The organism is Providencia sp. UF-224 (genome assembly GCF_058245955.1).
In genome coordinates, this window is the sequence record NZ_JBSICC010000005.1 from 99,112 (window position 1) to 114,438 (window position 15,327).

Below are 15,327 nucleotides of genomic sequence, written 5' to 3' on the forward strand. Positions count from 1 at the left end.
TATAGTATTAACGGCCAGAGGCTTGTAAGTGAGACATACTGCCATACAGTGACGTCAATAACGCATATTGCTCCGCATCATAAAAATCACACTGTTTTTGCGTAAAAGCTTTCGCTACCTCAATCATAAATTTCACCGCAGCAGCAATATCAATCTCATGACTTGCTCCCGTAGAACAACCGGGCACCACGGTTTCAGAACAGATAGCTACACCAACAACTGGGGCAGAGGTAGACACGGCAGGTTGCATAATACTATTGATATGATGAAGGCCATTACCATACGGCGTTATATCCTGAATGGATAAAGGAAATGTCACCGCACGCTGCCCACTGCTCCACTCCATCAAGCGAATTAAATCATCAGAAACAGGCAAAATGTACCCGTCTTTAACGGTTGGCGATAATGCATAACCTTTATAATTCAGTAAGTTATTACCTTTGGTGGTATCTACTGATAAAATAGCATCCGCTTCAGGGATAGCTTCATGTTGATTCATCGTAGCATCTTCCAAAGGAGAGTCCATAAAATCAACTGGGGTATGAGGACGAGTCGGTGCATTAGGGCAAATATGGGTTGTAACCACCACATCACCCACTAATTTATCTCCTTTTTCATGCATTTGTGCTAATTTCAGTGCCGTTGCAATGGCAGCAATAGCGCCATCAGCATCTGAAACCACGCCAATACATGAAGGCCGAGCACCAATCCCACCTAAGCGGCCAATAATACCCAATGTAGGCGCTTGATAACCTTGAGATTTACCCTGAGTACCGGGAATGAGAATACGGACAAAATCACTTTGACCTTTCAGGTCTTTGACCGTTTTAGAAGAAACTTTAATTGCTGGGAAAGTCTTGAACAATGCAACAACATCTTCCCCCTTAACACTTGCGCAATCAATTAGCTCATACGCACAAAGGGTTTGCTTTAGACTCATTGTACTTCCTTGAATTTTAATAATTTTTATTTGGTTGTAGGGCTACTTTGAAATTAAACCACACAAAATACGGCTTAATTCCATTTCACCCAAGTTAAGGCTTAATTGTTAAAAAAGCCTTATTTTTCCTGATGAAGGCGTATTCACGCACTTAAAATAAAAAACTAATAATATAAACTACTTATGGTGTGCTACTTACTTTCACTACTTACTTTTACTACATGACATAACATTACTTGTTGGTACTTCTTTGCAACCAATAAGGATCTCCGACCATGCAACCAAGGTAAGACGCCTTACGGCATAGGTTAGTGGACAGCTGCTCCATAACCTGTTCATTCATTTGTGTTTCTGGCAAACTTAGACATAACGCGTACAAGGTATTCAGTGAGGGATCAAATACCGTACTGGACACCGAAGCTACCCCCGCTACAGACTCGTTAACGGAAAACTCCCATCCGCGTTCATTAATCAGATTCATTTGCTCTGTTAACTTCGCTTGCAAATCTTTGTCTTCACGGCCAATAATTTTTGCTCTTTCATGTAATGGTAAGCGCGCTAGTAAAGCCCGCCCCGTTGAAGTGCCAAGAATTGGCAAACGAGTGCCCGGTTGTGTGATCACCTGCAACATGCTATTGCCAAAACGTGCATGAACAACTCGCACCATTTCATCATCGAGCGCCGAAACATAGCTGGTAAACCCAGAGTCTTTCGTCAATTCATCAAGGGCTTCTAACGTCATATCAATCAGTGGGTTCATTCCACGTGCACGGTGTGCTAATTCCATGATTAATAAGCCCGGACGATAAATAGGCGCATTATTTTTCTTTTCTAGCAGCCCCAGTTCCGACATTTGTTTTAATAAGCGAGATGCGGAACTCTTTGGCATACCCAATTCATTGACTAACGTCGTAACGGTAAGCTCATTACCTGAACGCAAAAATAACTGATAAACATCAACGACGCTGTTTAAAATACTCATGTATCAAAACCTTGAGTGAGAACACCGTAATCTTGCGGTTTTCTATCACGTAAATACGGAATGGTTAAACGTGTATGGGCTTGTAGAACAAAATCAATTTCACCCATGAGCAACGCTTCACCATCACAGGTTGCTTCACAAAGCACTTGTCCGCGAGGGCCTAGTACTTTGCTGCCACCAAATAAGTGTAAATCCTCTTCATGGCCCCAACGGTTAACCGCCAGTAAATGTGCCCCGTTTTCTAAAGCACGAGACGCCGTATTGATGTCCCACATGTCTTTATCTTGCACACACCATGCAGAAGGCGCGATTAACAACTCAGCACCCTGAAGTGTGAGAATACGCGCAACTTCAGGGAACCCCATGTCATAACAAATCATGATGCCAATTTTGCCAATTGGCGTATCAAACACAGGGAAGCTATCACCGCGACTAAACCATTGTTTTTCTATGCCAAAGGCATGAACTTTTCGAAATACGCCGCTGATACCTTCACAACCAGGGTTCCAAACGCCAACCGCGTTATAGATATCCCCAAGGTAGTCACCACGTTCAACAAAACCACTTACAATGGTGATATTTAAGCGCGTTGCAAGTTCACTAAATAAACGATACGTTTCACTTCCTGTAGAATCACTAAGATCCCACAGTTTAGTCTTCAATAAATCACCGCGATAACCTGTTGTGGCCAATTCTGGAAAGCAAATTAACTTCGCCCCAGACTCTGCCGCTTGTTCGCATAACAGCGCCATGCGCTGCAAGTTAGCGTGTTTATTCCCCAGCTCAGAATCAAACTGAGCAAGGGCAACTTTGACCTTGCTACCTGACATCGCGCTTTCCTTAATCTAAGTGAGCCACTTTACGAAAATGCACGGTATCGACACCTTTTGCTTTCGCTTGCCAGCGCATGCCAATCCAATAAGCCAGCGCACCTGTAATTAAAGAGTTAAGTGCAGGAATGCCATAATCAGCATGGAATGGCCCTAATTCTGATGTTCCCCAGCCTACGATAACGGCTAACAACCACACAACGAGAGTCACAGGGTTATAAGCTTCGCAGCTAGATGGCAACACGCCTTGTTCACGGGTGATATCAAGCTCTTTGCGGTCACGTTTTAAAATGTAATAGTCGACAACCATGATCCCTGCAACAGGCGGGATAGCGATGCCTAAGTAAATCAAAAAGCTAATAAAGTTGTCTAAAATACCTAACATGGAGGCAATCGTACCGAAGACACCAATCACCCACGTTAAATAACGACGGTCAAAACGCTTATTAAAGATAGCGTTAAGTAGTGTTGAAAAACCTAATGATGATGAATACAGGTTAATGTCGTTCATTTTTATAGTGGCAAAGATAACAATCGATGCACCTAATAAACCTGTTAATGCCATCATCAAGTCAAATACTTGGCTAGTACGTAATGCTAATGCCATCAGTACCGCTATCATATTGACTAAAAGCTCACCGAAAAATGTGCCTATTAATGTCATCCAAAAGACATCCTTCGGTTTTTTCATAAAGCGGCTAATATCTGGTGTGGTCACCGCTGAAATAATAAAACCACCTGCAACCATGGTGATTGCCGCAGGCATTGTCATTAAAGACCCGGCAGGGGCAGTGTCATTGATAAGCGTACCAAGATCCTGACCCGATAATAAATTATACGTTGCCCAGCCTAACGCGAATAAAAAGAGCGGCGTTGAAATATTGGCGGTAATAGATAAAAATCGATACCCATATACCGTAATAATCGTCACCGCAATACCTGTAATAAGTGACCAAGTCCCTGGTGTTAGCACATTAGTCGCTTTATACATTCCATCCGCAAAGAAACCATTTTGGACGCCAAACCAGCCCATCAAGGAGATGGCAATCGCGCCACCAATAAGAGCTGAACCTAACTTTCCAAAACCAGACCACCTTGATAGTAGACTGATTGACATTCCTTCGCGGCATGCAGCTGCTCCGAGCCCCCAACTGACAACCTGTAAAATTACAGAGCCAAGGATGGTCGCCCAAAACGCCTGCCAAAAAGTTAACCCGTAACCGAGGGCTGCACCTAACATCACTTGTGAAACACAAGCGAGTGCGCCAATTCGTAGAATTAACACTTCATAGAACGGCCTACGAGCACTTTGGGGTACTCGAGCCAAAGAATAATCTTCACCTGCTTTATTCGCCATTTTGCACCTGCTGTGTGGTTGTCTTTGCTTAGTTTTTACTGGCTTTAATTATTTGTTCCATTATATGGAACTAGGTTTCATTTATTCTACATGCAGATAATATCCATGATCGATATCGAATCGCAAGCAGAATTTATCTTTTCAGATAACTTTTTTATTATGGAATATTTCACGGAGCGAGGAAATACCGTACTAGTAAAAAATTTTATCGATAAATGAATAGGTTAAAAATTACGTGTTTAATTAGCAGAATTGGAGTGAGGAACTCGGTTCCATAAAACAGGACTATTCTTTGATGTAAATTTCCTTCTAGATAGCAACATTCACTCCAATTTTGAGTATCCGAGTACGATGTTGCTCGGCAAGAAAGAAATTTAGCTTTGGTTGGAATAAATGATTTATGAAAGAAATAGACATGGTGAGTTGTTAGTGTGCTAAAAATAGTTAACATCGGGAACATGAAATGCCAACTGAAATAAACTACCCCATAAAATTTCATCAATCTGATTTGCAACGTTATGTATATACAAACAAAAACGTAGCAAGAAAGCTTATACATCAGCTTAAAAGTATTGAAAATATTGAAAATGCATGCAAAAAAGGTATATGCAGAGGCCTATCTCACACTTTTATTGCTTATGAAAAACAGGGGCTTGGGGCTCATTATATTAACTTGCTAAAATCATCTAAAAATTCATTTACAACTATAGAGTCACCCTACAATGAGATTAGAAAACCTATTAATCAATTAAATGTAGAACACAACTCAATCCTAGAAAATGTACTCAGTCATCTCTGTACTGATATATTTAACTTGCAAATAAACCAATCTTATTACAATTACTATTATAATATGGCCAGTAAACTTTATTCGTTTACGTTACCTCCACGGTCTGAAAATATCACTCAATTTGATTATATTTTTCAGTGTTTAGAGAAGTTTAAAAATGATAGAAACATACATTTCTCATCTCGATGTAATATTAGTTTTGAGATTGAAAAAGAACTAATTAAAAACTTCTATACTAAGATAGAATCAAATACAGAGATGCCTGTTTCAGGCAATAGTAAGGAAATGATGCCTATTTATAATAAAATTAGGCATAAAAAAAACTTAACTCCTTATGAGATGCAAGTTCTTATTGAAGCTGCTTATAACTATTGCGGCTTGCATTATGCGAGCGAAACAGCCTCAACGAACGTTAACTTAGGAATTTCGCCTTATCGTGATCAATCTGCTTTTTCATTTAACAATATCTACCACCGTGAAAAGGCAGTCACATTAGAAGACTTAAAACATGACATAACTAATTGTATAACGAAAAAACAAGATCTTTCTTGCATGTTTAGCACAACAGACCATGCAATGGCTATTGTTTGTCGGTATGACATGCTTAAAAACCGTTATATATTTAGCTTTTTTGAACCTAATAAAGGATTAATACAAACAGAATCTAAAAAAGAGTTTTTTGATATTTTAACGAGAATACCAACATACAATGGGTATGAAAAAAAATTTGATCCTTTACTTATCGGGCATATTCGAAACTTTCAAAAATCAAATACACCGTCAAAAAAATTACACCTTCCTGTTATAACTTATAAAAATCATCTAACTAAAAAGCACCTTGTTGACAGCAAAACAGTGATTAAGCTCAACAAGGATGTAACATTGTCTTTTGAAGAATATTATCAAGAAAACAATGAATTGATACTTAAACTCCCTTTAGGCAAAAGAATTTTCATAATTTATTCTGAACTCAACGATATCAACGAAACGGTCGATTTAATTAACAATTCTATGCAGGAATTCCCAAGTTACATGGGGAACGATATCTATATCAATTGGAAGGGGCAGATATTAAACCGACTTTCAAAACATTGATATCTCATCGCCTCTGCATACATTGCGGATGCAGAGGCTAATAACCATCAATAAATCACTCTCTCGCTAATGCATCAATTGGGTTTAAACGTGCGGCACTGCGTGCGGGCAAGAAGCCGAAAATAATGCCAATTGCCGTTGAACAGACAAATGCACTAATTAGGGCGACAGGGTCAAACGTGAACGTCCAGCCCGGTAGCGCCATTTGAGCGAGTAAACTGATCCCATAAGAAAGGGCAATCCCCATTAAACCACCCATCAAGCACACCAATATCGCTTCAATGAGAAACTGCTGCATCACATCACTGGTTCTCGCGCCAACTGCCATACGAATACCAATTTCGCGGGTTCGTTCTGTCACCGAAACCAACATGATATTCATCACGCCAATCCCCCCGACCACCAGTGAAATAACCGCCACCAAGGTTAAAAACAACTGCATAGTTTGGGTGGTTTTTTCTGCTGTTTTTATAAAAGTATCAAGGTTGTAGGTGAAAATGTCTTTTTTGCCGTGACGTAACGTTAATAAGCGTGTTAGTTGCTGCTCCACATTTTTGGCATCATAACCCTCCTTCACGCGCACCGTAATGCTGTCATAATACGGTCGATTTAAAATCTTGCTATTCATTGTGGTATCGGGAAGCCAAACAGATAAGGATTTACTGGAGCCAAACATTGATTTTTGCTCTTCCAACACTCCAATCACTGTCGCTGGCATATTGCCAATAAGCAAGGTTTCCCCTACTACATTGGCCTGTTTTGGGAAAAAACGTCTCTTGGTATTGGCATCAATAATGACCACCTGAGCACGCCTGTCCACCATGTCTTGAGTGAAATTCATACCCTCTGAAAATTTTGAGGCATACACATTAAAATAATCGCGACCAATTCCCGTTAACTGAGCAGGGGCATCTAAATTTCCTTTTCTCAACCGCGCTGAGCCATTTAGCTCACCTGAAATCGCATGAACATACGGCTGTTTTGCCAATGCAGTAATATCAGACGCCTTTAAGGATTGTCGATTTTGCGCATCATCACTCCCAAAATCAGTGCCGGGATAAATCGAAATGGTATTGGTACCAATCGATTTGATATCATTAAGCACCATGCCTTGGGCGGCATCGCCGATGACCATAATGGATACCACGGAAGCAATCCCGATAATAATCCCCAACATGGTCAATAAAGTGCGCATTTTATTGACCACCATGGCACGCCAAGCCATCAATAATGCTTCACTAAATCGACCGTAAATCTGCCCTAGCGACAATTTCCTTGCGGGTGCTTTTGATAGCGGCTTGGCTAACTTGCTGTTTTTTGAACCTGAGTCACGAATAATCTCGCCATCTTTGATTTCGACAATACGTTCAGCTTGCTGGGCGACCGTTGGATCGTGTGTGACAATAATCACCGTATGGCCTTGAGCACAAAGGTCTTTGAGGATTTTCATTACCTCTTCGCCTGAATGGCTATCCAACGCCCCCGTTGGCTCATCGGCAAGAATCACTTGCCCACCATTCATCAGTGCGCGTGCAATACTGACTCGTTGTTGTTGCCCACCTGATAGCTGGCTTGGTCGATAATTAACGCGTTCACCTAACCCTAATCGCTGAAGTAATTGCGCTGCACGTTCCCGCCGCTGGGCTTTCCCAGAACCTGCATATACGGCCGGGATTTCAACATTTTGCTCAGCACTCAGGTGGCTTAATAAATGGTAGCGTTGGAAAATAAAACCAAAGTGTTCGCGGCGAAGCTCCGCAAGTTGGTCGTTATCTAATAGTGCAATATTTTGCCCATCAATATGGTACTCCCCCGATGACGGCTTATCGAGACAGCCAATAATGTTCATCAAAGTGGATTTACCTGAACCAGAAGCACCGATAATCGCAACCATTTCACCTGCATTAATTTGCAAAGAAACGTTTTTTAAAACGGTGACTTCATTTTCACCATCACCATAACGGCGAGTGATCCCTTGGAGCTCAATGAGTGCACTCATCTTAACTCTCCGAACCACTGTGCCCAATAATGACTTTATCCCCTTCATTCAGCCCTTTAATTACTTCGACCGACACATCATTGCGACTACCAATTTCAATCTGCTTTTTCTCTGCTTTTTGCCCTTCTAGCACTTCTACATCATAAACTTGCGGTGAGACTTCATCACCTAACGCAGAAAGGGGTAATATCAGCACATCTTTACGTGAATCGAGCTCGATTTTAACTTGCGCCGTCATTTGTAATTTTAGGAGATGCTGAGGATTAGGGACTTCAAAACGTGCATAATAGAAAATAGCATCATTAATTTTTTCAGGGGTTGGCAGAATGTCTTTTAGCTTACCTGAGAACTTTTTATCGGGTGCGCCTAATACCGTAAACGAAGCTTCTTGTCCCGGTTCTAAATAAATCACATCCGCTTCAGACACTTCCGCTTTAACCAACATAGTGTCTAAGTCTGCTAATGTTAAAATCGTTGGTGCTTCTTGCGCTGCAATCACGGTTTGCCCTTGTAACGTTTTGATAAACGTGACAATGCCGTCCATCGGCGCGGTGATTTGTGTGTATTTTAAATTGGTTTTTGCCGTATCTAGCGTGGCTTGGTTACGTTTGATTTGTGCCTGATACGTCGCAACTTGCGCTTTTTTTACATCAACATCGGTTTTGGCTTTATCCAATTCTTGCTGTGCAACAGCCTGCAATTTAGCGAGGCTCAAGTGGCGCTGGTATGTCAGTTGTGCCAGTTTCAACTCAGCTTGCGCTAACGATAAATTAGCCTCAAGTTCACGGGTCGTCGCTTCAGACTCAGTGACATCATTCTGCGCTTTTTTCGGGTCGATAACCGCCAGTAAATCGCCTTTTTTAACGTAATCACCTTCTTTAACGTATAAGGTTTGTAATTGCCCGCTAACCTGTGCGCCCACATCAACCTTACGTACAGCATCTAATTTACCTGTTGCAAGGACTTGTTTATCCAAGTCGCCACGGGTCACGTCAACGGTTTGGAAAACCTCTTCTTTCTCACCTTTCAAGAGAAATGCAGCAGCACCGACAGCAACAATTAATATCACCAAGTATATCGGCCACTTTTTTTTCGGTTTTACCTTCATCGTTCTTCACTTCCTATAATTAAAAAGAGGGCGACGCCCTCTTCGAAATACTATGCTATATCACTTAAGTTATCGTTTAATTAAACATACTACAGATAAATACCCGCTATCTATAAATATTCAATCAACAATATATTCATATGCGTTATCAATACGCTTTCCCCCGCGCTAACCATGCCACCCTTGAGAACATACTTCTTAACTGTAATGGAACACTATCGGGCCCCAGTTCTGCGGAACGGTTCACCGTGGCTAAAGCTAAGTCAGGTTTTGACGTTCGGGAAATCGCTTTGATAATCACACGGCGTGTCGATACCCGTGCATTTTCAGGAATATCCGCAATTTCATGATAAAGGCTTTTAAAGCCCTCGCGATATAGGAAATGTTCCATATCTGGCGCGGTGAGCATGGTTAAGCGGTCTCTATCAGGTGAGTTGATTTTATTGGCGTAATGGGTCGCCGTTGCCGCATATTTACGCCCTGCCTCATCCCCATCGGTTAAAACATGCCATTCTATTCCCATTTTATTGGCAAATTTTAATAGCGGTTTCAAGCCACTTTGTGCAAACGCAATGACTTTAATTCCTTCTGTTTCAAAGTAATAATGACATTGGCGGGCAAACTCACTCATCAACCAAATCTCAGTTTCACCTTCCACTAATAACCAACAACGTGCAAATAATGATGACGGCCGGTTAAAACGAATATGGAACGAAATTTTTCGCAGTTCTTCCGCACTTAAATCATTTTGCGTTAAACGATAAGCCGATACTTTGTTTGTATCACGTACTAAACGGCATAGGTCTTCAAGGGGAGCCTGAGAAAGCAATTCCCCTGAATTTGTCGTGGTAATCCGTTGTAACGCAAACAAGCTCAATAGCCCCCACGCAATCGATAGCATAATCGGGTGTAGCCGTGTTTCGGGGTCTTCAACAATAATGAGCGGGCGGGCATGTTTATCTAAATGAATATTGCCCTTGGATTGCAGTAATGAAGAAAACATCCCTAAGATAATCAAACGAATGTTGCGTTGGTTGGGTTTTGCAATCAAACGGCTAATATTATCCAGCGCTTTCCAGCCTTGCTTACGCGGTTCAATATTCACCATATTGTCATTAAGCTTGATCATATGCGCACTTTGCCCTGAAAAATAGTGGCTTAATAACTGTTGCATAGCATCTACACCGTCAACTAAGTCATCATCACTTAAACGCTCTGGATTATTCACCAAGGCACTGGTTAATTCCTTGATTCGAACATTAAATGAATCCCGAAATTCTTTTTCACCGACGACAATAGTTTCAGGGTTGAGAGATTGTAAAAAACGCGCATCTCGTAAGCGAATAACAGGATATAGCCTAACAATCTCCTTGATATATTTGCCTACATTATCCAGAGAAAGTTTATTTCCCCCTGAATTTAAAAAGCTTTTATCCACCACAATCGTATTGTCATCACGCAGTTCAGCACTCACTCGGTAAAAGATGTGTTTTAGATCATCGCCATTGTCGACCCAAACTGAACTAAGATTATGAAAACGATAAGATTGATGGCGGCCTTTATGCCTTTCACAAAATTTTAAAACGATTTGCAATGAGCGATAGCGGGAGGCATCGTCCCCCATCGGGTGATGAAAATCATGCAGGTTAAATTGGTAATCTTGATGTTCTGGTGAGAGAAGTAAATCGAGCGCATCGAGGAGACTGGACTTGCCCCATGAGTTTTCCCCGATCAAAACAGTACTGTTATTGAGCTCTAAAGAAAGGCGGTTGATCCCTCTAAATCCGTATATTTCAACACGTTCCAGATACATATCTCACTCCTTGTCATGTTTTCTTTAATATACTCTAAACTCGTCAATTTGCATTTAGATTATCAATATTTTTGCTGACAAAACGCACATTTAGAGCTTATCGATTAACCACTGGTTTTACTATAAGTATGTCTGCAGAATAAAAAATCTTCACAACAAAATAGCTAACTGAGTTGAGCTAGCAATGGCAGTGTTATAAAATAGTAAAACTTTCTTTTTTAGTGTTTTTGACCTATTTTTCATTCAGTCACCAATAATAAAATTATATAGGGAAAAAATGCTTTAGCACGACGAGTTAAATTTTCAATAACGCAAATAAAAAAACAAATATAACTCATTGTTTATATTAACCAAGTTAATGGGATAACCACTAAGGATGCGGCGATGTATTCAGGACTCTTAATTATTCTTCTACCGTTAACACTCGGTTATCTTATTCCTATTAAAAACAAGCAGGTGCTCCATCGTGTCCACAAGTCACTAAACTCGATGGTGTATGTAATTTTATTTTTAATGGGGATCACCCTTGCACTGCTTGAAAACTTAAGCGAACACCTCTTTTCTATCTTAATTTATGCCATTACTTTTTTTGGCTGTATTTTTTCCCTCAATGTTCTCTCGCTGTTATTACTCGATAAGCTAGACCCGTGGAAAGTTCCGCAACATAAACAAGAAAAACCCCCATCACGCATCAAAATGGTGCTTGAATCCCTGCAATTGTGTGGCGTCCTGCTTTTAGGCTTTATCGTAGGCTTAACAGGCTTTGATTTTCTACATTATGCCGATAAAGGCAGCCAAATTGCTTTAATGCTGTTGTTATTATTGGTTGGTATTCAATTACGTAACAGCGGAATGAGCATTAAACAAATTTTAATTAACCGCCGCGGGACAACGGTTGCCTTTGTAATGGGTGTAAGCGCGTTAGCGGGTGGAGCACTGGCAGCATTATTGCTTGGCTTACCCGTTAAGATGGGGTTGGCTCTCGCCTCGGGCTTTGGTTGGTACTCACTCACAGGGATCGTACTAACGGATGCCTATGGCCCAGTAATGGGGAGCGCCGCCTTTTTTAATGACTTAGCCCGCGAGCTAGCGGCCATCATGCTGATCCCCCTTATTATTAATCGCTACCGCTCAACCGCATTGGGCATTTGCGGCTCCACATCAATGGACTTCACCCTTCCTGTTTTACAACGCAGCGGCGGTGTTTCCATTGTGCCTGCCGCCATTGTTCACGGCTTCGTACTTAGTCTTATTACGCCAATTCTTATGGCCTTCTTTACATAGGTAAAATTTCAGTCACAATAGCCGTTAATTTGCGTGAAACAGGAAATTAACATGACAGAAAAACAACGTGTTTTAGTGTTGGGCGCTAGCGGCTATATTGGGCAGAATCTTATCCCCCAACTGATTGAACAAGGTTATGACGTTACTGCGGCTGCACGTCGTGTTGATTGGATGCTCTCTCAAGGTTGGCAAGATACGCGCTGTATCTTTGTTGACTTGCATGACCCAGAGACCTTAAAAGATGTCATGAAGGAAATCGATATTGTCTATTTCCTCGTTCATAGCATGGCCGACCAAGCTAATCTGATTGAGCGGGAACGTAGCGCTGCGCGTAATGTTCAACAAGCGCTTGAAGGTTCAGGTGTTAAACACGTTATTTATCTCAGCGCACTCCAACATGGGCATACCTATTCCCCCCACCTGATTGCAAGACGCTTAACAGGGGATATCCTGCGTGAAAGCAATATCCCTGTCACTGAAATCCGCTCTTCAATTATTGTTGGGTCAGGCTCTGCAGCATTCGAAATCATGCGGGATATGGTTTACAACTTAGCGATCCTGACCCCACCACGCTGGGTACGTTCTAAGTCATCACCGATTGCGCTGTCGAATATCCTGTATTACTTAACACAATTGGCCAAAATGCCAACAAATGAAAACCGCATATTTGATGCAGGCGGCCCTGAATTTATTAGTTACCAAGAGCTATTCAAACGATTTATCAAAGTCAGTGGCAAACGCCGCTTACTGATCCCTATCCCAATCCCGATTAGCATGATTTCCGTGCATTTTATTAGCTTGATCACCTCAGTACCGCCGACTATTGCAAAAGAGCTGATTCAAGGATTACAACACGACCTTCCCGCTGACGATAAAGCGCTACGAGAGCTTATCCCGCAAACGTTAATTTCCTTTGATGATGCGGTAAGAACCACATTAGCTGAGGAAGCGGACGCGGTAGACAATGCGGATTGGGGTTATGACCCCGAAGTGAGAAAGCGCTGGCGTCCAGGTTATGGTTATTATCCAAAACAAGCGGGTTCAACTCTCGGCACAACGGCGAGTTCTGAATCCCTTTGGCATACGGTGCAGCAAATTGGCGGCAAAGACGGTTATTTTTACGCCAATGGCCTGTGGAAAACCCGCGCCATCATGGATGACATGATGTTGAATAAAGTAAAATATGGCCGTCCTGACAGAGAATACCTGCAACTTGGCGATGAAGTTGATGGCTGGCGGGTGATTAACCTCGAACCCAATAAGCAGCTCAGCTTACTGTTTGGCATGAAAGCGCCGGGGCTCGGTCGTTTAACCTTTACTATCCATGACAGTGGCAGCCGACGTTCTATCGATGTACGGGCTTGGTGGCATCCCGCAGGTTTTTGTGGCCTACTCTATTGGTTTGCCATGATGCCTGCTCACCTGTTTATCTTTAAGGGGATGGCAAAGCGAATTAGCGATCTCGCGTTTGAACGGGATAAACAACTCGCAAAGCAACAACAAGCAGCTCATCCAACCGAAAAATCTGACTAATTTTAGCGTAAAAACCAAATTTTTATGCAGAAATTATTGCATAAATATGCTTACAGGATTAATATCGCTGGTAGTTAAAAAGGATATTATTGGTAAGCATGAGCATTCAATTAAAAAACATAAACTGTTTCTATGGTTCCCATCAGGCACTCTTTGATATCAATCTAGAGTGCTCTGCTGGCGAGACGATGGTATTACTCGGGCCAAGTGGCGCAGGTAAAAGTTCGCTGCTACGTGTTCTCAATTTATTAGAGATGCCGCGTTCCGGTCATTTGAATATTGTTGGGCAGCAATTTGATTTTTCATCCACGCCGGATGCAAAATCTATTCGCGACTTACGCCAAAATGTTGGTATGGTATTTCAACAATATAACTTATGGCCGCACCTTAGTGTGATGGACAACTTAATTGAAGCCCCTTGCCGCGTCTTAAAGCTCTCTAAACAAGAAGCGTATGCCAAAGCGGCTAAGTTGTTAGACCGTTTACGTTTATCCCAATTTGCAGACCGTTATCCGCTGCATTTGTCCGGTGGTCAACAGCAACGCGTTGCCATTGCACGGGCCCTTATGATGGAACCTAAAGTGTTGTTATTTGATGAGCCAACCGCAGCACTTGACCCAGAAATTACCGCTCAGGTTGTAGATATCATTCGTGAATTATCTGCGACAGGCATTACGCAAGTGATCGTCACTCACGAAGTGGAGATTGCTCGCAAAACCGCTAGCCGTGTGGTGTATATGGAAAACGGCCATATCGTAGAACAGGGGGATGCTAGCCATTTCGCAGCACCTCAAACTGACGCATTTGCAAATTATCTGTCACATTAATAGATATAGGATTAAGCAATGAAAAAAATTATATTAGCTGCGCTGCTGGGCGCTGTAACCCTATCGGCAACTGCTGCAGAAAAAGAAACCATTCGTTTTGCGACTGAAGCGACTTACGCACCGTTTGAAATGTTTGATAAAAACAATCAAATCGTCGGTTTTGACGTTGATTTAGCGAATGCTATGTGTGAAAAAATGAATGCGACTTGCACATTTACTCACCAATCTTTCGACAGCTTAATCCCAAGCCTGAAATTCCGCCGTTTTGAAGCGCTAATGGCGGGTATCGACATTACCCCTGAGCGTCAACAACAAGTGGATTTCACTGAAACTTATTACCCTAACTCTGCGGAATTTATCGCAGTGAAAGAAAAAATCAGTTCTGTTGACCAACTGAAAAACAAAAGAATCGGTGTCCAAAACGGAACCACGCATCAAAAATACATCATGGAACAACACAAAGGCATGACCACTGTTCCTTACGATAACTACCAATCTGCGGTTTTAGACCTGCAAAATGGCCGTATTGATGCTGTATTCGGTGACACTGCCGTTGCTGACGAATGGTTAAAAACCAAAGGCAACGAAAACTTAGCCGCTGTGGGTGAGAAAGTCACTGATCCACAATACTTCGGTATCGGTTTAGGTATCGCAGTGCGTAAAGGAAATAAAGAGTTGTTGGATAAAATGAATAAAGCCTTAGCAGAAGTAAAAGCTGACGGCACTTATGATGCTATCCACAAAAAATGGTTTCAACAGTAATCGATAT

The 15,327-nt window shown here is 41.8% G+C and carries 12 protein-coding genes; 5 read left to right on the plus strand and 7 right to left on the minus strand.

The window, feature by feature from the left end:
- Window positions 1-7: 7 nt before the first annotated feature.
- The 4 genes from AC4IFO_RS07020 to AC4IFO_RS07035 form a co-directional block, all read right to left on the minus strand.
- Window positions 8-940 carry a DUF1177 domain-containing protein gene (locus AC4IFO_RS07020; protein ID WP_490733010.1) on the minus strand — a complete coding sequence of 311 codons (933 nt, stop codon included), beginning with the start codon at window positions 938-940 and terminating at the stop codon, window positions 8-10.
- Between the two features lie 232 nt (window positions 941-1,172).
- Window positions 1,173-1,922: an IclR family transcriptional regulator gene (locus AC4IFO_RS07025; RefSeq protein ID WP_490733012.1), complete on the minus strand. Its 750-nt coding sequence runs from the start codon at window positions 1,920-1,922 to the stop codon at window positions 1,173-1,175.
- A complete protein-coding gene (locus AC4IFO_RS07030) occupies window positions 1,919-2,752 on the minus strand; it encodes a nitrilase-related carbon-nitrogen hydrolase (RefSeq protein WP_490733014.1) in 834 nt (277 codons plus the stop codon). Before AC4IFO_RS07030 ends, AC4IFO_RS07025 begins: the two co-directional genes overlap by 4 nt.
- 10 nt (window positions 2,753-2,762) lie before the next feature.
- Window positions 2,763-4,109, minus strand: a complete 1,347-nt coding sequence (locus AC4IFO_RS07035) for a purine-cytosine permease family protein (protein ID WP_353243245.1) — start codon at window positions 4,107-4,109, stop codon at window positions 2,763-2,765.
- Window positions 4,110-4,572: 463 nt separating this feature from the next.
- Between AC4IFO_RS07035 and AC4IFO_RS07040 the strand changes: the two genes are divergently transcribed.
- On the plus strand, window positions 4,573-5,994 hold the full coding sequence (locus tag AC4IFO_RS07040) for a hypothetical protein (protein WP_490733016.1): 1,422 nt from the start codon (window positions 4,573-4,575) through the stop codon (window positions 5,992-5,994).
- Window positions 5,995-6,049: 55 nt separating this feature from the next.
- Here AC4IFO_RS07040 and macB read toward each other — a convergent pair whose 3' ends face one another.
- From macB to AC4IFO_RS07055, 3 genes are all read right to left on the minus strand, one after another.
- On the minus strand, window positions 6,050-7,993 hold the full coding sequence (gene macB / locus AC4IFO_RS07045; RefSeq protein ID WP_490733018.1) for a macrolide ABC transporter ATP-binding protein/permease MacB: 1,944 nt from the start codon (window positions 7,991-7,993) through the stop codon (window positions 6,050-6,052).
- A gap of 1 nt (window position 7,994) precedes the next feature.
- Window positions 7,995-9,101, minus strand: a complete 1,107-nt coding sequence (gene macA / locus AC4IFO_RS07050) for a macrolide transporter subunit MacA (RefSeq protein WP_490733020.1) — start codon at window positions 9,099-9,101, stop codon at window positions 7,995-7,997.
- A 148-nt stretch (window positions 9,102-9,249) separates the two neighbouring features.
- A complete protein-coding gene (locus AC4IFO_RS07055) occupies window positions 9,250-10,914 on the minus strand; it encodes a DUF2813 domain-containing protein (RefSeq protein WP_490733022.1) in 1,665 nt (554 codons plus the stop codon).
- A 384-nt stretch (window positions 10,915-11,298) separates the two neighbouring features.
- Between AC4IFO_RS07055 and AC4IFO_RS07060 the strand changes: the two genes are divergently transcribed.
- From AC4IFO_RS07060 to artJ, 4 genes are all read left to right on the plus strand, one after another.
- Window positions 11,299-12,198, plus strand: coding sequence for a LysO family transporter (locus AC4IFO_RS07060; RefSeq protein ID WP_490733024.1), 900 nt, complete (start codon window positions 11,299-11,301; stop codon window positions 12,196-12,198).
- 51 nt (window positions 12,199-12,249) lie between these two features.
- Complete coding sequence (locus AC4IFO_RS07065) at window positions 12,250-13,731, plus strand: DUF2867 domain-containing protein (protein ID WP_490733025.1); 1,482 nt, start codon at window positions 12,250-12,252, stop codon at window positions 13,729-13,731.
- A gap of 98 nt (window positions 13,732-13,829) precedes the next feature.
- Window positions 13,830-14,558: an arginine ABC transporter ATP-binding protein ArtP gene (gene artP, locus AC4IFO_RS07070; RefSeq protein ID WP_490733026.1), complete on the plus strand. Its 729-nt coding sequence runs from the start codon at window positions 13,830-13,832 to the stop codon at window positions 14,556-14,558.
- An 18-nt stretch (window positions 14,559-14,576) separates the two neighbouring features.
- A complete protein-coding gene (gene artJ, locus AC4IFO_RS07075; protein WP_490733027.1) occupies window positions 14,577-15,320 on the plus strand; it encodes an arginine ABC transporter substrate-binding protein in 744 nt (247 codons plus the stop codon).
- Window positions 15,321-15,327: the final 7 nt, after the last annotated feature.